This window comes from Pseudomonas sp. NPDC089918 (assembly GCF_050280605.1).
GTDB lineage: Bacteria > Pseudomonadota > Gammaproteobacteria > Pseudomonadales > Pseudomonadaceae > Aquipseudomonas.
This window is the reverse complement of record NZ_JBNNVP010000015.1, coordinates 1-16,447: the sequence shown is the minus strand read 5'-3', so window position 1 is coordinate 16,447 and position 16,447 is coordinate 1. Positions and strand designations below refer to the sequence as shown.

22 protein-coding genes are annotated in these 16,447 nt (G+C 60.1%); 17 read left to right on the top strand and 5 right to left on the bottom strand.

All coding sequences use genetic code 11. The features are described from left to right. Window positions 1-4: 4 nt before the first annotated feature. The 3 genes from ACQKPC_RS12985 to pilG are packed head-to-tail and all read right to left on the bottom strand — an operon-like array spanning window position 5 to window position 1,376. Window positions 5-538, bottom strand: coding sequence for a chemotaxis protein CheW (locus tag ACQKPC_RS12985; protein WP_427624955.1), 534 nt, complete (start codon window positions 536-538; stop codon window positions 5-7). 10 nt (window positions 539-548) lie between these two features. Further along, window positions 549-914, bottom strand: a complete 366-nt coding sequence (gene pilH / locus ACQKPC_RS12980) for a twitching motility response regulator PilH (protein ID WP_008068134.1) — start codon at window positions 912-914, stop codon at window positions 549-551. A gap of 57 nt (window positions 915-971) precedes the next feature. Then, entirely contained in the window at window positions 972-1,376 is a 405-nt protein-coding gene (gene pilG / locus ACQKPC_RS12975; RefSeq protein WP_008068133.1) for a twitching motility response regulator PilG, read from the bottom strand. 233 nt (window positions 1,377-1,609) lie between these two features. Between pilG and gshB the strand changes: the two genes are divergently transcribed. From gshB to ACQKPC_RS12940, 7 genes are all read left to right on the top strand, one after another. Further along, complete coding sequence (gshB, locus tag ACQKPC_RS12970; RefSeq protein WP_123500226.1) at window positions 1,610-2,563, top strand: glutathione synthase; 954 nt, start codon at window positions 1,610-1,612, stop codon at window positions 2,561-2,563. 65 nt (window positions 2,564-2,628) lie between these two features. Beyond that, window positions 2,629-3,528, top strand: a complete 900-nt coding sequence (locus tag ACQKPC_RS12965) for a TonB family protein (protein WP_427624953.1) — start codon at window positions 2,629-2,631, stop codon at window positions 3,526-3,528. 180 nt (window positions 3,529-3,708) lie between these two features. Further along, the gene (locus ACQKPC_RS12960) at window positions 3,709-4,281 is read left to right on the top strand and encodes a YqgE/AlgH family protein (protein ID WP_427624951.1); all 573 of its coding nucleotides are present in this window, start codon (window positions 3,709-3,711) and stop codon (window positions 4,279-4,281) included. Next, the gene (ruvX, locus tag ACQKPC_RS12955) at window positions 4,281-4,718 is read left to right on the top strand and encodes a Holliday junction resolvase RuvX (protein WP_007897947.1); all 438 of its coding nucleotides are present in this window, start codon (window positions 4,281-4,283) and stop codon (window positions 4,716-4,718) included. The genes ACQKPC_RS12960 and ruvX overlap by 1 nt, the downstream gene beginning before the upstream one ends. A gap of 99 nt (window positions 4,719-4,817) precedes the next feature. After that, window positions 4,818-5,321 (top strand): bifunctional pyr operon transcriptional regulator/uracil phosphoribosyltransferase PyrR, encoded by a 504-nt coding sequence (gene pyrR, locus ACQKPC_RS12950; RefSeq protein ID WP_008068126.1) that lies wholly within the window; start codon window positions 4,818-4,820, stop codon window positions 5,319-5,321. Window positions 5,322-5,349: 28 nt separating this feature from the next. Beyond that, the gene (locus ACQKPC_RS12945; protein WP_007897943.1) at window positions 5,350-6,354 is read left to right on the top strand and encodes an aspartate carbamoyltransferase catalytic subunit; all 1,005 of its coding nucleotides are present in this window, start codon (window positions 5,350-5,352) and stop codon (window positions 6,352-6,354) included. After that, a complete protein-coding gene (locus tag ACQKPC_RS12940) occupies window positions 6,351-7,622 on the top strand; it encodes a dihydroorotase (protein ID WP_427624949.1) in 1,272 nt (423 codons plus the stop codon). The genes ACQKPC_RS12945 and ACQKPC_RS12940 overlap by 4 nt, the downstream gene beginning before the upstream one ends. Window positions 7,623-7,719: 97 nt before the next feature. Here the strand turns inward: ACQKPC_RS12940 and ACQKPC_RS12935 are convergent, their stop codons facing one another. Further along, window positions 7,720-8,151, bottom strand: coding sequence for an NINE protein (locus tag ACQKPC_RS12935; RefSeq protein WP_007897940.1), 432 nt, complete (start codon window positions 8,149-8,151; stop codon window positions 7,720-7,722). Between the two features lie 250 nt (window positions 8,152-8,401). On the opposite strand from ACQKPC_RS12935, the gene ACQKPC_RS12930 reads away from it, so the two are divergent. After that, a complete protein-coding gene (locus tag ACQKPC_RS12930; protein WP_218395299.1) occupies window positions 8,402-9,022 on the top strand; it encodes a C40 family peptidase in 621 nt (206 codons plus the stop codon). Window positions 9,023-9,153: 131 nt separating this feature from the next. On the opposite strand, the gene ACQKPC_RS12925 is transcribed toward ACQKPC_RS12930, so the two are convergent. Further along, window positions 9,154-10,188, bottom strand: coding sequence for a type IV pilus twitching motility protein PilT (locus ACQKPC_RS12925; RefSeq protein ID WP_123500239.1), 1,035 nt, complete (start codon window positions 10,186-10,188; stop codon window positions 9,154-9,156). A gap of 56 nt (window positions 10,189-10,244) precedes the next feature. Between ACQKPC_RS12925 and ACQKPC_RS12920 the strand changes: the two genes are divergently transcribed. From ACQKPC_RS12920 to hemW, 9 genes are all read left to right on the top strand, one after another. Further along, window positions 10,245-10,931, top strand: a complete 687-nt coding sequence (locus ACQKPC_RS12920; RefSeq protein WP_427624948.1) for a YggS family pyridoxal phosphate-dependent enzyme — start codon at window positions 10,245-10,247, stop codon at window positions 10,929-10,931. A gap of 36 nt (window positions 10,932-10,967) precedes the next feature. After that, window positions 10,968-11,786 carry a pyrroline-5-carboxylate reductase gene (proC, locus tag ACQKPC_RS12915; protein ID WP_427624946.1) on the top strand — a complete coding sequence of 273 codons (819 nt, stop codon included), beginning with the start codon at window positions 10,968-10,970 and terminating at the stop codon, window positions 11,784-11,786. A 23-nt stretch (window positions 11,787-11,809) separates the two neighbouring features. Continuing rightward, window positions 11,810-12,397 (top strand): YggT family protein, encoded by a 588-nt coding sequence (locus ACQKPC_RS12910; protein WP_427624945.1) that lies wholly within the window; start codon window positions 11,810-11,812, stop codon window positions 12,395-12,397. Further along, window positions 12,397-12,687 (top strand): DUF167 domain-containing protein, encoded by a 291-nt coding sequence (locus ACQKPC_RS12905; RefSeq protein ID WP_183680893.1) that lies wholly within the window; start codon window positions 12,397-12,399, stop codon window positions 12,685-12,687. Before ACQKPC_RS12910 ends, ACQKPC_RS12905 begins: the two co-directional genes overlap by 1 nt. Before the next feature lie 187 nt (window positions 12,688-12,874). After that, window positions 12,875-14,014 (top strand): homoserine O-succinyltransferase MetX, encoded by a 1,140-nt coding sequence (metX, locus tag ACQKPC_RS12900; RefSeq protein ID WP_007897931.1) that lies wholly within the window; start codon window positions 12,875-12,877, stop codon window positions 14,012-14,014. Between the two features lie 7 nt (window positions 14,015-14,021). Next, complete coding sequence (gene metW, locus ACQKPC_RS12895) at window positions 14,022-14,642, top strand: methionine biosynthesis protein MetW (RefSeq protein ID WP_008007414.1); 621 nt, start codon at window positions 14,022-14,024, stop codon at window positions 14,640-14,642. A 26-nt stretch (window positions 14,643-14,668) separates the two neighbouring features. Next, complete coding sequence (locus tag ACQKPC_RS12890) at window positions 14,669-15,103, top strand: DUF4426 domain-containing protein (RefSeq protein ID WP_052964987.1); 435 nt, start codon at window positions 14,669-14,671, stop codon at window positions 15,101-15,103. Next, window positions 15,100-15,696 (top strand): RdgB/HAM1 family non-canonical purine NTP pyrophosphatase, encoded by a 597-nt coding sequence (gene rdgB, locus ACQKPC_RS12885; protein ID WP_007897921.1) that lies wholly within the window; start codon window positions 15,100-15,102, stop codon window positions 15,694-15,696. The genes ACQKPC_RS12890 and rdgB overlap by 4 nt, the downstream gene beginning before the upstream one ends. Continuing rightward, window positions 15,693-16,447 (top strand): radical SAM family heme chaperone HemW (hemW, locus tag ACQKPC_RS12880; RefSeq protein ID WP_427624944.1); only part of this gene is annotated, 755 nt, incomplete at its 3' end. The genes rdgB and hemW, both read left to right, overlap by 4 nt.

Genomic DNA, 16,447 nt, shown 5'->3' with positions numbered 1-16,447 from the left:
GGGTTTACAGCGCTACGTTCATGAAACCTTGCGACTGCGCCAATGCAAACGGGCTGAATACCTGCCAATTCTGCTCACGCTGAAACCGGCCTTTGATGAACGGTGCAATCGGGCCGCTCAAGGTATCTACCGGTTCCAGGCTGTCCTGGGCAAAGTGCTGCAAGCCAAACACTTCATCGACCAGTAACCCGGCAAACACCTCATTGTGCTCCACCACCAACACCCGTCGCTGCTTGCGCAGATTCGACAGTTCATGACCGATGAAACCACTCAAATCCATGATCGGCAGCAGGCGCCCGCGCAGGTTAGCCACGCCCTTGACCCAGGGTTTGACGCCCGGCAATTGGGTAACGCGCGGTTCGTGCAGGACTTCGCTGACTTCGCCCATGGGCGCGACGTACCAATGCTCGCCCAAGCGAAAGCCAATGCCGCTCCAGCTGTCCTGTCGGGTTGGCTGGGACGGCAAGTCCGCCGCCAGCAGACGACAGCGCTGGTCGATCTGCAGCAGCAGTTCGAAAGCCGTCAGCGACTCGGTCATGACCGGACGATCAACCGGCCAGCACGTTGTTCAGGGTCTTGATCAGGGTCTCTTCGTCGACCGGTTTGGTCAGGTAGTCCTTGGCGCCCTGGCGCGTGCCCCAGACTTTGTCGGTTTCCTGATCCTTGGTGGTAATGATGATCACCGGAATGTGCCCGGTTTCCGGGTCTTTGGTCAGCTGACGGGTCGCCTGGAAACCATTGAGGCCGGGCATGACGATGTCCATCAGCACTGCGTCGGGTTTTTCCTGACGAGCCAGGGCCACGCCGTCGGCGCCGTTTTCGGCTTTCAACACCTCATGACCGTGCTTTTCGAGCATGCCGGTCAGTTTGTACATTTCGGTCGGCGAGTCATCGACGATCAGAATACGTGCCATGGTCTTCCCCATTCTTGTCGACACCGGGCCCCATGGCCGAGCGTCACTGTGCGTGTCCTACTGCGGCGAAACGGCGGTGAAGCCCGGTACATGGGCCTGAATCGCGTTCAGCAGTTCTTCCTTGCTGAAAGGCTTGGTCAAAAACTGGTCGGAACCGACGATCCGCCCCTTGGCCTTGTCGAACAACCCGTCCTTGGACGACAGCATAATCACTGGCGTGGACTTGAACGCACTGTTGTTCTTGATTAAAGCGCAGGTCTGATAACCATCCAGACGCGGCATCATGATGTCGACAAAGATGATGCCGGGGTGATTGTCGGCAATCTTGGCCAGGGCATCGAAACCATCGATTGCGGTGATGACTTCACAGCCCACGTTTTTCAACAGCGTTTCGGCGGTGCGACGAATCGTTTTCGAATCATCGATCACCATGACCTTCAAGGCGCTGGAATGCTGTTCCATAGTGGCTCTACCGTCGCCTTTGTGAATCAAATTGTCCGTTTGCCGCTCATCGCTGGCTCGAAACCCTTGATACTTAAGGGCCAACACGGCATGGCAGCCTTTTTAGCACAGTCTCCCCATCCAATCTATCGGGCGACCCTGGCGGTGGTTTTTCCTTGACCGGGAACCCACTCAGCGCCACTCTGACGCCACTTTTTCACAACACTTTCCACCCCAATTTCGAGGAAAACCCCATGAGCGTTCGCGTCGGGATTGTCATGGATCCTATCGCCAGCATCTCCTATAAAAAGGATAGCTCGCTGGCCATGCTGCTGGCCGCGCAAAAGCGTGGCTGGGAACTGTTCTATATGGAACAGCGCGATTTGTATCAGGCCGAAGGCGAGGCTCGCGGGCGGATGCGTCCGCTGAAGGTGTTCGCCAACCCGGAAAAATGGTTTGAGCTGGGCGCCGAAAGCGATGCACTGCTGAGTGACCTGGACGTGATCCTGATGCGCAAGGATCCGCCGTTCGACATGGAATTCGTCTATTCCACGTATTTGCTGGAACAAGCGGAAAATGCCGGCGTACTGGTGGTCAACAAGCCGCAAAGCCTGCGTGACTGCAACGAAAAGCTGTTCGCCACGCTGTTCCCGCAGTGCACGCCGCCGACCATCGTCAGCCGTCGCCCCGACGTGTTGCGTGAATTCGCCGACCATCACGGTGACGTGATCCTCAAGCCGCTGGACGGCATGGGCGGCTCGTCGATCTTCCGTCACACCGCTGGCCACCCGAACCTGTCGGTGATCCTCGAAACCCTGACCTTGCATGGCCGTCAGCAAATCATGATCCAGGGTTACCTGCCGGCAATCGTTGATGGCGACAAGCGCATCCTGATGATCGATGGCGAACCAGTGGATTACTGCCTGGCCCGGATTCCCGCGCTCGGTGAAACCCGTGGCAACCTCGCCGCCGGTGGCCGTGGCGAAGCCCGACCGCTGACAGAGAAAGATCGCTGGATCGCCGCGCAAGTCGGCCCGACCCTGCGTGAGAAGGGCTTGCTGTTCGTCGGTCTCGACGTGATCGGTGAGCATCTGACCGAAATCAACGTCACCAGCCCGACCTGCATTCGCGAGATCGATAACGCGTTCGGCACCGACATTGGTGGCCTTCTGATGGATGCCATCGATCAGAAGCTCAAGGCTCGTTGATAGAGACAACCAACATTGCGTTATCATCCCCGGCTTGTAAAAAACGCGATGTTGGTTTTCTTGTTATGACACTCCCGTCCGATCTGCCCCCTGAACTCGCCCACCTTGGTGTGCGCCCGGCTGATCGCCTCGGTTTCACCCTGTTTCTCGCGGCGCTGATTCACCTGGCCTTGCTGTTGGGCGTCGGGTTCTCCATGGTCGAACCCCAGCAAATCAGCAAAACCCTGGAAATCACCCTCGCCACGTTCAAAAGCGAAAAGAAGCCGGAAAAAGCTGACTTTCTCGCCCAGGAAAATCAGGAAGGCAGCGGCACTCTGGAAAAAAAGGCGACGCCCAAGACCACCGAGGTCGCGCCCTTCCAGGACAACAAGGTGCAGCAAGTCACCCCACCGCCAACCGCCACGCCTCAAGTGCCGGAAGCAGCCCCCAAGGCAGCCGTGACGACCGTCGCGCCGAAACCGAAAAAAACCGCGACCAAGCGCGAAGAGATCAAGACCGAGACCAAACCCAAGGTCGTGGCACCGACCTTCGACAGCGCGCAGCTGTCCAGCGACATCGCCAGCCTGGAAGCGGAACTGGCCAGTGAACAACAGCTTTACGCCAAGCGCCCGCGCATCCATCGCTTGAGCGCCGCATCGACCATGCGCGACAAGGGTGCCTGGTACAAAGATGAATGGCGCAAGAAGGTCGAGCGCATCGGCAACCTCAACTACCCCGACGAAGCCCGGCGCAAACAGATTTACGGCAATTTGCGACTGATGGTCTCGATCAACCGCGACGGCTCGCTGTATGAAGTGTTGGTGCTGGAGTCTTCCGGCCAGCCGCTGCTGGACCAGGCGGCGCAGCGCATCGTAAGGCTCGCGGCGCCGTTTGCACCGTTTACCGGGGATCTGTCGGACATCGATCGTCTTGAAATTATTCGGACGTGGAAGTTTGCGCGTGGGGACAGGCTCTCCAGCAACTGACACCCCACAAAATCCCTGTGGGAGCGAGCCTGCTCGCGATGGCGGTCTGCCTGACACCTCAATTTTGAACGTACCGCCGTCATCGCGAGCAGGCTCGCTCCCACATTTGGTCTGTGCCGACTGCCAAATTGCGGCATCCTCGGCTTGTCAGTTCGCCCCTCCAACGCCACACTAGCGCTCATGAAGAACGTCAGCCCCAGCTACCTCAAGCATCACTTCCTGATCGCCATGCCTCACATGGCCGACCCGAACTTTGCGCACACCTTGACCTATATCGTCGAGCACACGGCCAATGGTGCCATGGGGCTGGTGGTCAACCGCCCGCAGGACCTGAACCTGGCCGATATCCTCGAGCAATTGCGCCCCGATATCGAACCGCCGTTGCTCTGCCAGCATGTGCCGATCTTTATGGGTGGCCCGGTGCAAACCGATCGCGGTTTTGTCCTGCATCCATCGGGCAAATCTTTTCAGGCGACCGTTGATCTGGAAGGCGAGCTGTCCCTGTCGACTTCCCAGGACGTGCTGTTCGCCATCGCCGACGGCGTCGGCCCCGCGAAAAGCCTGATCACCCTCGGCTACGCCGGTTGGGAAGCCGGGCAACTGGAAGCCGAACTGGCCGACAACGCCTGGCTGACCTGCCCGTTCAATGCCGACATCCTGTTCAATACCAGCAGCGAATTACGTCTTGAAGCGGCGGCCAAACACCTGGGCGTCAATCTCAGCCTGCTCACCAACCAGGCGGGGCACGCCTGATGGCCCTGCGGTTGATTTTGGGTTTCGACTACGGCACCAAACAGATCGGCGTTGCGGTCGGTCAGGTGATTACCGGTCAGGCCCGCGAGCTGTGCACCTTGAAGGCACAAAACGGCATTCCTGACTGGAATCAGGTCGAAGCCCTGATTAAAGAGTGGAAACCCGACGCCGTGGTGGTCGGCCTGCCGCTGAACATGGATGGCACGCCGAGCGACATGTGCCTGCGGGCCGAGAAGTTCGCCCGCCGCCTGAACGGCCGCTACAACCTGCCCTTTTATACTCACGACGAGCGCCTGACCACCTTCGAGGCCAAGGGCGAACGCCTGGTCCGTGGCGGCCAGAAAGGCAGTTACCGCGACAACCCGGTCGATGCCATCGCCGCCGCCCTGCTGCTGCAAGGCTGGCTCGACGAAAACACCGCGCTGTTCGAATCCTGACCGCACCTAATTCTGAAGAGCCGCTGCGGCGACTCCCTTAGCTACAACCCGAGCCACCACTCAAGCGGCATCCGGCTCGGGACAAAGAAGGAGCAAACCATGAGCCTGCCCAATCCCGCCGAACTGATCAGCCAGATGGCGATCCGTCTTGACACCTATCTGGCCAAACGGGGCATCAGCGAACCGCGTTACATCGGCATTCGGACCGGTGGCGTCTGGGTCGCGCAGGCGTTGCTCGATGAACTGGGCAGCGATTCGCCCTTGGGCACCCTGGATGTTTCGTTCTACCGCGACGACTTCAGCCAGAACGGCCTGCACCCACAAGTACGCCCATCGGCGCTGCCGTTCGAGATCGAAGGCCAGCACCTGGTGCTGATCGATGACGTGCTGATGAGCGGTCGGACCATCCGCGCCGCGATGAACGAACTCTTCGACTATGGCCGCCCGGCCAGTGTGACGCTGGTATGCCTGCTGGACCTGGACGCCGGTGAACTGCCGATCCGCCCGAACGTGGTTGGCGCGACGCTGTCGTTGGCGGCCCACGAACGAGTGAAACTGTCCGGCCCGGAACTCAAGCTCGAACTTCAAGACCTCGCCCTTTAATTTCGCCCTATTGAGAGTCCCCCTCGCGATGACGCCTCTAGAAACCAAGCGCCCGCTGCAGCTCAATGATCAGGGCCAGCTGCGCCACTTCCTCTCGCTCGACGGTTTGCGCCGCGAGCTGCTGACGGAAATCCTCGACACCGCTGACTCGTTCCTCGAGGTTGGCGCCCGGGCGGTGAAAAAAGTCCCGTTGCTGCGCGGCAAGACCGTGTGCAACGTGTTCTTCGAGAACTCCACCCGCACCCGCACCACTTTCGAACTGGCGGCTCAGCGGCTGTCGGCTGACGTGATCACCCTGAACGTGTCCACGTCGTCGGCGAGCAAGGGCGAAACCCTGCTCGACACCCTGCGCAACCTGGAAGCCATGGCCGCCGACATGTTCGTCGTGCGTCACGGTGATTCCGGCGCGGCGCACTTCATCGCCGAGCATGTTTGCCCGCAAGTGGCGATCATCAACGGCGGCGACGGCCGTCACGCCCACCCGACCCAGGGCATGCTCGACATGCTCACTATCCGTCGGCACAAGGGCGGCTTCGAAAACCTTTCAGTGGCCATCGTCGGCGACATCCTGCACTCGCGGGTAGCGCGCTCGAACATGCTGGCCCTGAAAACCCTTGGTTGCCCGGACATCCGCGTGATCGCGCCGAAAACCCTGCTGCCGATCGGCATCGAGCAGTACGGTGTGAAGGTCTACACCGACATGACCGAAGGCCTGAAAGACGTCGACGTAGTGATCATGCTGCGCCTGCAGCGTGAACGCATGACCGGCGGCCTGCTGCCGAGCGAAGGCGAGTTCTACCGCCTGTTCGGCCTGACCACCGCGCGCCTGGCCGGGGCCAAACCGGATTGCATCGTCATGCACCCGGGGCCGATCAACCGTGGGGTGGAAATTGAGTCGGCGGTGGCCGACGGTCCGCACTCGGTGATCCTCAACCAGGTGACCTACGGCATCGCGATTCGTATGGCTGTGCTGTCCATGGCCATGAGCGGGCAAACAGCCCAGCGCCAATTCGAGCAGGAGAACGCCCAGTGAAGCTCAGCATTCTCGGCGCACGCGTTATCGATCCGGCCAGCGGCCTGGATCAAGTGACTGATATCCACGTTGAAGCCTGCAAGATCGTCGCCCTTGGCGCCGCTCCAGCGGGTTTCGTTGCAGTAGACACCATCGACGCCAAGGGCCTGGTGGCGGCCCCGGGCCTGGTTGACCTGAACGTCGCCCTGCGCGAGCCGGGTTACAGCCGCAAAGGCTCGATCGCCAGCGAAACCCGCGCAGCAGCGGCCGGTGGCGTGACCAGCCTGTGCTGCCCACCGAAAACCAAACCGGTGCTGGACACCTCCGCCGTGGCCGAACTGATCCTCGACCGCGCCCGCGAAGCCGGCAACACCAAAGTCTTCCCGATCGGCGCCCTGAGCAAAGGCCTGGATGGCGAACAGCTGGCCGAACTGGTCGCCTTGCGCGATGCCGGCTGTGTGGCCTTCGGCAACGGTCTGGAGAGCTTTCGCAACACCCGCACCCTGTGTCGGGCGCTGGAATACGCAGCGACGTTCGACCTGACGGTAATTTTCAACTCGCAGGACCATGATCTGGCCGAAGGTGGCCTGGCTCACGAAGGCCCGACTGCGAGTTTCCTCGGTTTACCGGGCATTCCGGAAACCGCTGAAACCGTGGCCCTGGCCCGGGACCTGCTGCTGGTCGAGCAAAGCGGCGTGCGTGCGCACTTCAGCCAGCTCACCAGCGCCCGCGGTGTGGCGCTGATCGCTCAGGCCCAGGCCCGCGGCCTGAAAGTCACGGCGGACGTGGCGTTGTATCAGCTGATCCTCACCGACGAAGCGCTGATCGACTTCAGCAGCCTCTATCACGTCCAGCCGCCGCTGCGCACCCGCGCCGACCGCGACGGCTTGCGGGCAGCGGTGAAGTCGGGGGTGGTCTCGGCCATTTCCAGCCATCACCAACCCCATGAACGCGATGCCAAACTGGCGCCGTTTGGTGCCACCGAACCGGGCATCAGCAGTGTTGAGCTGCTGCTGCCGCTGGCAATGACCCTGGTGGAAGACGGGTTGCTCGACTTGCCGACGCTGCTCGCACGCTTGAGCGCCGGCCCTGCCGACGCGTTGCGTTTACCAGCGGGCAAATTGGCGGTGGGAGGGCCGGCAGATATCGTGCTGTTCGACCCTGCGGCCTCGACCGTGGCCGGTGAAACCTGGCTATCCAAGGGTGAAAACTGCCCGTTCATTGGCCATAGCTTGCCGGGTGTGGTGCGTTACACCCTGGTGGATGGACGGATCAGTCACCAGGCTTAACACCTGTGGCGAGGGAGCTTGCTCCCGCTGGGCTGCGCAGCAGACCTGTTTTGGGGTCGCTTCGCGACCCAGCGGGAGCAAGCTCCCTCGCCACAACTTACTGGAAGGCGCCTCTGTTCTGCGCGTTGCGAATCGACACTTGGTCATTCAACGTCCAGAAGTCATACAACACCCCCAGAAAGAACACCCCGCCTGTCACCAGATACAGCAACCCGCTGATCCATTTCCCCTGATACATCCGGTGCACACCGAATACCCCCAGAAACGTCAGCAGAATCCACGCAACGTTGTATTCGATGGGGCCAGCGGTAAAGCGCAGGTCCGCTTCACGGTCCATGGAGGGGATCAGAAACAGGTCGATCAACCAGCCGATACCCAGCAAACCGAAGGTAAAAAACCAGATCGTCCCGGTCACCGGCTTGCCGTAATAGAAGCGGTGAGCCCCGGTAAAACCGAAAATCCACAACAGGTAACCAATCACTTTGCTGTGTGTGTCTTGCTCTGAAACGGGGTGTTGATAGGTGTTCATGGATGACCTCGACTCACACGATAGAGAAATATTCTTGAATTCTTTGTGACTTTTTTACAGGCGGCCGACATACGGCAAATGCTAACTTCATTCCTGCCAAAGCCTTGTAATACCTGACTTTTGTCAGACAACCCACGTCAACTTTGCCGATTTTTAGTTCCGCGGCCCGCCGTTTGAATCGACCAACGGCCTCGGAAGGGCCAAAAAAGCTGTTATAAAGTTGCGCGTTCACCCATATGAGCCTTGCCTAATGCGTCCATTTTTCAAGACATGGCTAACCATTTGCCTATTATTGCCCCTGGCCGCCCACGCCACCAATCGTGAGCAACGTCTTCCTAGCGTTAATGGTTACACCCCAAAATCCCACGTTTCTGCTCCTTCGAGCAAAAACAAACAAACAGTAAAACGCTCCAGCCAACTGAGCAGCGTAAACAGCAAGCTGGTCCCGCCGATGGCCAGCAAGGAAAGCAGCAACGTGTTGAGCCGCGCGGTAAACGTGCTCGGTACACCTTATCGTTGGGGTGGCAGCAGCCCAAGTAAAGGATTCGATTGCAGCGGTCTGGTGAAATACGCGTTCAACGACGCTACGTTTGACCTGCCTCGTACCTCCAACGCCATGGCCAGCGGTCATGGCGAGAAGGTCGATCGCAATGATCTGAAGCCAGGCGACCTGATTTTCTTCAACATCAAGAGCCGTCGGGTCAATCATGTTGCCATCTACCTGGGCAACGACCGCTTCATCCACGCACCCCGCCGTGGCAAGTCGGTCAGCATCGACACCCTGAAGAAACCGTATTGGGAAAGCCACTACGTGGTTGCCAAGCGGGTTCTGCCAAAAGAACAGAACGCATTGCGGGTTGTTCAGCGCTGATCCGACACTGATCGTTCCCACGCTCTGCGTGGGAACGCAGCCTGGGACGCTCCGCGTCCCCCCTGCCAAAGCGGACGCGGAGCGTCCATTGAGGCATTCCCACGCAGAGCGTGGGAACGATCAACTTCCTGTCAGAAGTTATCCGGCGACCGCGCCTTCTCCCGCGCATGCTCGCGACTGATCACGCCCTTGGTCACCAACTCCTTCAGGCACATATCCAGCGTCTGCATCCCCAGCGACCCTCCGGTCTGAATCGACGAATACATCTGCGCCACCTTGTCTTCGCGGATCAGGTTACGGATCGCCGAAGTGCCAAGCATGATTTCGTGGGCGGCAACTCGCCCGCCGCCGATTTTCTTGATCAATGTCTGCGAAACCACCGCCAGCAATGACTCGGAAAGCATCGAGCGCACCATCGATTTTTCGTCGCCCGGAAACACGTCCACCACCCGGTCGATGGTTTTCGCCGCCGACGTGGTGTGCAGCGTGCCGAATACCAGGTGACCGGTCTCGGCGGCAGTCAATGCCAGCCGAATAGTCTCCAGATCACGCATCTCCCCCACCAGAATCACGTCCGGGTCTTCGCGCAGGGCCGAGCGCAGCGCCGTGGCGAAGCTGCGGGTATCACGATGGACTTCGCGCTGATTGATCAGGCATTTGCGCGATTCGTGGACGAACTCGATCGGGTCTTCGATGGTGAGGATGTGGTGATGGCGATGGTTGTTCAGATAATCGATCATCGCCGCCAATGTGGTGGACTTGCCCGAACCGGTCGGGCCGGTCACCAGCACCAGGCCCCGGGGGGCTTCGGTAATCTTGCGAAACACTTCCCCCATCCCCAGATCGTCCATGCTCAGCACCTTGGACGGAATGGTCCGGAATACCGCGCCCGCACCCCGATTCTGGTTGAAGGCATTGACCCGAAAACGCGCCACGCCGGGCACTTCGAAGGAAAAGTCGGTTTCAAGATGCTTCTCGAAGTCCACCCGCTGGAGGTCGTTCATGATGTCGTAGATCAGCTCATGCACTTCCTTGTGATCCAGAGCCGGCAGGTTGATGCGTCGCACATCACCGTCGACACGGATCATCGGTGGCAGGCCGGCGGACAGGTGCAGGTCAGACGCGCCTTGTTTGGCGCTGAAAGCCAGCAGCTCAGTGATATCCATAGCGCTCCTCAATTCCAGTAGAATGCCGCGAACCTTCAGACCGCTGGCGCCTCTTGATGTCCACGATAGCAGACAACATCGCTCAGGTTAGTTCACGCATCCGTGCTGCCGCCCTCGCCGCCGGGCGCAACGAGCACAGCATCCAGCTGCTAGCCGTGAGCAAGACCAAACCCGCCGAAGCCCTGCATGAAGCCTACGCCGCCGGGATCCGCGACTTTGGCGAAAACTACCTGCAGGAAGCCTTGGGCAAACAGCTCGAATTGGCCGACCTGCCCTTGATCTGGCACTTCATCGGCCCCATTCAATCGAACAAGACTCGCGCTATCGCCGAGCATTTCGACTGGGTGCATTCCGTGGATCGCTTGAAAATCGCACAACGCCTGTCCGAACAACGCCCTGCCGATTTGCCTCCATTGAACATCTGCATCCAGGTCAACGTCAGTGGTGAAGCCAGCAAGTCCGGCTGTACCCCGGCCGACCTGCCCGCCCTGGCCAATGCCATCAGCGCGCTGCCGCGCTTGAAATTACGCGGGCTGATGGCGATTCCCGAGCCGACTGAAGATCGCGCCGCCCAGGACGCTGCTTTTGCTGCCGTGCAGAGACTGCAAGCCAGCCTGAACCTGCCACTCGACACACTTTCCATGGGCATGAGCCACGACCTCGAGTCGGCCATTGCCATGGGCGCCACTTGGGTCCGTATCGGAACGGCCCTTTTTGGTGCCCGCGACTACGGCCAGTCTTGAAACAATGGCTGACACCTCTCTTTATAAGGACCTGACATGAGCAAGACTCGTATTGCCTTTATCGGAGCCGGCAACATGGCCGCCAGCCTGATCGGCGGCCTGCGCGCCAAAGGTCTGGACGCCGCGCAAATCCGCGCCAGTGATCCGGGTGAACAAACCCGCACCCGCGTGAGTGCCGAACACGGCATCGAAGTGTTCGCCGACAACGCCGAAGCCATTCAGGGCGTGGACGTGATCGTGCTGGCGGTCAAACCCCAGGCGATGAAAGCCGTGTGCGAAGCCATTCGCCCAAGCCTTGCGCCGAATCAACTGGTGGTCTCGATTGCGGCCGGCATCACCTGCGCCAGCATGAACAACTGGCTTGGCGCCCAGCCCATCGTGCGTTGCATGCCCAACACCCCGGCGCTGCTGCGTCAGGGCGTGAGCGGGCTGTACGCCACCAACGAAGTGAGCGCCGGGCAACGCCAGCAAGCTGAAGAATTGCTGTCGGCGGTTGGCATTGCCCTGTGGCTGAACGAAGAACAGCAACTGGACGCGGTCACCGCCGTTTCCGGCTCAGGCCCTGCGTATTTCTTCCTGCTGATCGAAGCCATGACCGCCGCGGGCGTGAAGCTCGGCCTGCCAGCGGACATCGCCGCGCAACTGACCGTGCAAACCGCTTTGGGTGCTGCACACATGGCGGTCGCAAGCGATGTCGACGCGGCTGAACTGCGTCGTCGCGTGACGTCACCTGCGGGCACCACCGAAGCGGCGATCAAGTCGTTCCAGGCCGGCGGCTTCGAAGCCCTGGTAGAAAAAGCACTCGGCGCCGCTGCGCACCGCTCGGCCGAGATGGCTGAGCAACTCGGTCGCTAATCAGCTCTTACAAGGAATCAATGATGCTCGGACTCAATGACGCTGCCATTTTCATCATCAAAACCTTGGGCAGCCTGTACCTGCTGATCGTGCTGCTGCGCTTCATCCTGCAATTGGTTCGGGCGAATTTTTACAACCCGCTCTGCCAGTTCATCGTGAAAGCCACTCAACCGCTGCTCAAGCCCCTGCGCCGGGTCATCCCGAGTATGTTCGGGCTGGACATGTCGTCACTGGTACTGGCGCTGATCGTGCAGATGGTGCTGATAGCAGTCATCCTGCTGCTCAAGGGCTTCGAGGTCGATTTGCTGCTTTTGGTGCCTTGGGCACTGATCGCAATCTTCTCGCTGTTTCTGAGTGTTCTGTTCTACGCGATGATCATCAGTGTGATCCTGTCCTGGGTCGCTCCCGGCAGCCACAACCCGGGCGCAGAGCTGGTCGCGCAGATTACTGAACCAGTACTCGCGCCGTTCCGCCGTATCATTCCGAACCTGGGCGGCCTCGACATCTCGCCGATCTTCGCGTTTATCGCGATCCAGTTGCTGCAAAGCTGGCTGATCCCGCGACTTGCGTACTATGCCCTCATGCCGCAGGGGCTGCTCGGCCTGATCTGATGAGCTACTTTCGCTGGGACGGTGATGACCTGATTCTGGAATGTCACCTGCAACCGGCGGCCCGCAGCGATGATTTCTGCGGGCTGCATGGCGATCGCCTGAAGATCCGCCTGACCGCACCGCCGGTTGAAGGCAAGGCCAATGCGTACCTGATGGCGTTTCTGGCCAAGGCGTTCGGGGTTTCCAAGAGTCAGGTGAGTTTGATCAGCGGAGAGCTGAACCGGCAGAAACGGGTGCGGATCTGTTCGCCGAAGAAACTGCCGGATTTGCCGGATCTCACCCTCCCCTGATCATTCCCACGCTCCGCGTGGGAATGCAGCCCGGGACGCTCCGCGTCCCAGCCGAAGCGGACGCAGAGCGTCCAGCGAGGCATTCCCACGCAGAGCGTGGGAACGATCGTTAACGGTGGGGAAGTTAGCTTGCTGCTAGGGTCAGCGGTCTTTAGACTTACGCCTCATTTCAATGAGAGCAGGGTCGATGCCAGCTGCCTTCCCCCCCGATTCTGTTGGTCTGGTGACGCCGCAAGTGGCGCACTTCAGTGAACCCCTGGCCTTGGCCTGCGGACGTTCGCTGCCCGCTTATGACCTGATCTACGAAACCTACGGCACGCTGAACGCTACGGCGAGCAACGCCGTGCTGATCTGCCACGCCTTGTCCGGTCACCATCACGCCGCCGGCTTCCACAGCCCCGACGACCGCAAACCGGGTTGGTGGGACAGCTGCATCGGCCCCGGCAAGCCGATCGACACCAACAAGTTCTTCGTGGTCAGCCTGAATAATCTCGGCGGGTGCAATGGCTCCACCGGCCCCAGCAGTGTCAATCCGGAAACCGGCAAGCCATTCGGCGCCGATTTCCCGGTACTGACCGTGGAAGACTGGGTCCACAGCCAGGCACGTCTCGCCGACCTGCTCGGCATCCGCCAATGGGCGGCGGTGATCGGCGGCAGCCTCGGCGGCATGCAGGCCTTGCAGTGGACCATCACTTACCCGGACCGCGTGCGGCACTGCCTGGCGATCGCCTCGGCACCAAAACTGTCGGCGCAGAACATTGCGTTCAACGAAGTCGCACGTCAGGCGATCCTCACCGACCCGGAGTTCCACGGCGGCTCGTTCCAGGAAGCGGGTGTGATCCCCAAGCGCGGCTTGATGCTGGCGCGGATGGTCGGGCACATCACGTATCTGTCCGACGACTCCATGGGCGAGAAATTCGGTCGCGGCCTGAAGAGCGAAAAGCTCAACTACGACTTCCACAGCGTCGAGTTTCAGGTCGAAAGCTACCTGCGGTATCAGGGCGAAGAGTTTTCCGGACGTTTCGACGCCAACACCTACCTGCTGATGACCAAGGCACTGGACTACTTCGACCCGGCGGCAAACTTCGACGATGACCTGGCGAAAACCTTCGCCAATGCCCAGGCCAGGTTCTGCGTGATGTCCTTCACCACCGACTGGCGCTTCTCCCCTGCCCGCTCGCGGGAACTGGTGGACGCGCTGATGGCGGCCAGGAAAGACGTCTGCTACCTGGAGATCGACGCTCCGCAAGGCCACGATGCCTTCCTGATTCCGATCCCGCGTTATTTGCAGGCCTTCAGCAATTACATGAACCGTATAGCGCTTTGAGGAAGACATGAGAGCCGATCTGGAAATCATCCAGGAATGGATCCCCGCCGGCAGCCGCGTGCTCGACCTCGGTTGCGGTGACGGCGAGTTGCTGACCTGGCTGCGCGACCACAAACAGGTCACCGGCTATGGCCTGGAAAACGACCCGGATAACATTGCCGAGTGCGTGGCCAAGGGTATCAACGTCATCGAGCAGGATCTGGACAAGGGTCTGGGCAACTTCGCCAGTAACAGCTTCGACATCGTGGTCATGACCCAGGCCCTGCAAGCTGTGCACTACCCGGACAAGATCCTCGACGAAATGCTGCGGGTCGGTCGCCAGTGCATCATCACCTTCCCCAACTTCGGTCACTGGCGCTGCCGCTGGTACCTGGCGAGCAAGGGCCGGATGCCGGTTTCGGATTTTCTGCCATACACCTGGTACAACACGCCAAACATCCACTTCTGCACTTTCGAAGACTTTGAAGCGCTGTGTCGCGAACGTGAAGCCAAGGTCATTGATCGGCTTGCCGTGGATCAACAGCATCGGCACGGGTGGGCCAGTAAGCTATGGCCTAATCTGTTAGGTGAAATCGGTATTTACCGAGTCAGCAGCCCCGGGCTGCAGGACCACAAGGTCGCGGTCTGAATCACGACACTTCGAGGAGAACGATCATGGGTCGTCTAGCACTGTTTTTACTTACTGCCTGCCTGAGCGTCACCGCCATGGCCGCCGACGTCATCAAGGGCGAGCGCAAGGAAACCTTTGGCGATGTGACGGTGCATTACAACACCTTCAATTCCACCTTCCTGACACCGGATATCGCCAAAGCGGCCGAGCTGACCCGCAGCAAGAATCAGGGCGTGATCAATGTCTCGGTACTCAAGGAAGGTAAACCACAGACGGCTCAGGTCAGCGGCACGGTCAAAGACCTGACCAGCCAAAGCATCCCGCTGAAGTTCAAACAGATCACTGAAACAGGCGCGGTGTACTATATCGCCCAGTTCCCGGTGGATCAGCAGGAAATCCGCACCTTTGACATCAAGGTGCAGACTGGCGACAAAACCAACACCATCAGTTTCCAACAAGAGCTTTTCCCTGGCCAATGATGAACTTCACGCAACTCGTACTGGCCAGCCACAACGCCGGCAAACTCAAGGAACTCCAGGCCATGCTCGGCGAATCGGTGCACTTGCGCTCGATCGGCGAGTTCAGCAGCGTCGAGCCTGAAGAAACCGGCCTGTCGTTCGTCGAGAACGCCATTCTCAAGGCCCGCAATGCCTCGCGCATTTCCGGGCTGCCAGCCTTGGCCGACGATTCGGGGCTGGCGGTGGATTTCCTCGGCGGTGCGCCGGGCATTTATTCGGCCCGTTACGCCGACGGTAAAGGCGATGCGGCGAACAACGCCAAACTGCTCGACGTCTTGAAAGACGTACCGCAAGCCGAGCGCGGCGCGCAGTTCGTCTGTGTGCTGGCGCTGGTGCGTCATGCCGACGATCCGTTGCCGATTCTCTGCGAAGGCCTGTGGCATGGGCGCATCCTGACCCAGGCCAGCGGCGAACACGGTTTTGGCTATGACCCGCTGTTCTGGGTCCCGGAGCGTGAATGCTCCAGCGCCGAGCTTAAGCCCAGCGACAAGAACCAGATCAGTCACCGCGCCCGTGCAATGGATCTGCTGCGCCAGCGTCTGGGCCTGAAATGATCCATGACTCGTCCGCGTCGCCGCTGATCTTCGGCGGCGCCGCCCAATCGCCTCGAGCGGCCCTGCCTGTGCTGCCGCCCCTGGCGCTGTACATCCACATCCCGTGGTGTGTACGCAAATGCCCTTATTGCGACTTCAACTCCCACACCGCCAGCCCCGTGCTGCCGGAAGAAGAATATGTCGACGCCCTGCTGGCCGACCTCGATCAAGACCTGCATGCGGTCTATGGCCGCGAGCTGAGCTCGATCTTCTTCGGTGGCGGTACGCCGAGCCTGTTCAGTGCCAAGGCACTGGGTCGCTTGCTCAAGGGCGTCGAGCAACGAATTCCGTTTGCCAGCGACATCGAAATCACCCTGGAAGCCAACCCCGGAACCTTCGAGCAGGAAAAGTTCGTCGCTTACCGGGCGCTGGGGATCAATCGCCTGTCGATCGGCATCCAGAGCTTTCAGGAAGAGAAGCTCAAGGCCCTGGGGCGGATTCACAACGGTGATGAAGCCGTGCGTGCCGCCGGCATGGCCCGTCAGGCCGGTTTCGACAACTTCAACCTGGACCTGATGCATGGTTTGCCCGATCAGTCGCTGGACGATGCCCTGAACGACCTGCGCCAGGCCATTGCCCTGAAACCGACGCACCTGTCCTGGTATCAGCTGACGCTGGAACCGAACACGGTGTTCTGGAACCAGCCGCCGACGCTGCCGGAAGACGACACCCTGTGGGACATTCAAGAGGCCGGTCAGGCGCTGTTGGCCGA

Bases quoted from the DNA above. Each gene is read 5' to 3' on its own strand.
- ACQKPC_RS12930 (WP_218395299.1), top strand. From the start codon at position 8,402: ATGCGTCCATTTTTCAAGACATGGCTAACCATTTGCCTATTATTGCCC.
- pilH (WP_008068134.1), bottom strand. From the start codon at position 914: ATGGCACGTATTCTGATCGTCGATGACTCGCCGACCGAAATGTACAAA.
- ACQKPC_RS12935 (WP_007897940.1), bottom strand. From the start codon at position 8,151: ATGAACACCTATCAACACCCCGTTTCAGAGCAAGACACACACAGCAAA.
- ACQKPC_RS12960 (WP_427624951.1), top strand. From the start codon at position 3,709: ATGAAGAACGTCAGCCCCAGCTACCTCAAGCATCACTTCCTGATCGCC.
- pyrR (WP_008068126.1), top strand. From the start codon at position 4,818: ATGAGCCTGCCCAATCCCGCCGAACTGATCAGCCAGATGGCGATCCGT.
- metW (WP_008007414.1), top strand. From the start codon at position 14,022: ATGAGAGCCGATCTGGAAATCATCCAGGAATGGATCCCCGCCGGCAGC.
- gshB (WP_123500226.1), top strand. From the start codon at position 1,610: ATGAGCGTTCGCGTCGGGATTGTCATGGATCCTATCGCCAGCATCTCC.
- ACQKPC_RS12920 (WP_427624948.1), top strand. From the start codon at position 10,245: ATGTCCACGATAGCAGACAACATCGCTCAGGTTAGTTCACGCATCCGT.
- ACQKPC_RS12910 (WP_427624945.1), top strand. From the start codon at position 11,810: ATGCTCGGACTCAATGACGCTGCCATTTTCATCATCAAAACCTTGGGC.
- ruvX (WP_007897947.1), top strand. From the start codon at position 4,281: ATGGCCCTGCGGTTGATTTTGGGTTTCGACTACGGCACCAAACAGATC.
- metX (WP_007897931.1), top strand. From the start codon at position 12,875: ATGCCAGCTGCCTTCCCCCCCGATTCTGTTGGTCTGGTGACGCCGCAA.
- pilG (WP_008068133.1), bottom strand. From the start codon at position 1,376: ATGGAACAGCATTCCAGCGCCTTGAAGGTCATGGTGATCGATGATTCG.
- ACQKPC_RS12925 (WP_123500239.1), bottom strand. From the start codon at position 10,188: ATGGATATCACTGAGCTGCTGGCTTTCAGCGCCAAACAAGGCGCGTCT.
- ACQKPC_RS12945 (WP_007897943.1), top strand. From the start codon at position 5,350: ATGACGCCTCTAGAAACCAAGCGCCCGCTGCAGCTCAATGATCAGGGC.
- ACQKPC_RS12965 (WP_427624953.1), top strand. From the start codon at position 2,629: ATGACACTCCCGTCCGATCTGCCCCCTGAACTCGCCCACCTTGGTGTG.
- proC (WP_427624946.1), top strand. From the start codon at position 10,968: ATGAGCAAGACTCGTATTGCCTTTATCGGAGCCGGCAACATGGCCGCC.
- ACQKPC_RS12905 (WP_183680893.1), top strand. From the start codon at position 12,397: ATGAGCTACTTTCGCTGGGACGGTGATGACCTGATTCTGGAATGTCAC.
- ACQKPC_RS12985 (WP_427624955.1), bottom strand. From the start codon at position 538: ATGACCGAGTCGCTGACGGCTTTCGAACTGCTGCTGCAGATCGACCAG.
- rdgB (WP_007897921.1), top strand. From the start codon at position 15,100: ATGATGAACTTCACGCAACTCGTACTGGCCAGCCACAACGCCGGCAAA.
- ACQKPC_RS12890 (WP_052964987.1), top strand. From the start codon at position 14,669: ATGGGTCGTCTAGCACTGTTTTTACTTACTGCCTGCCTGAGCGTCACC.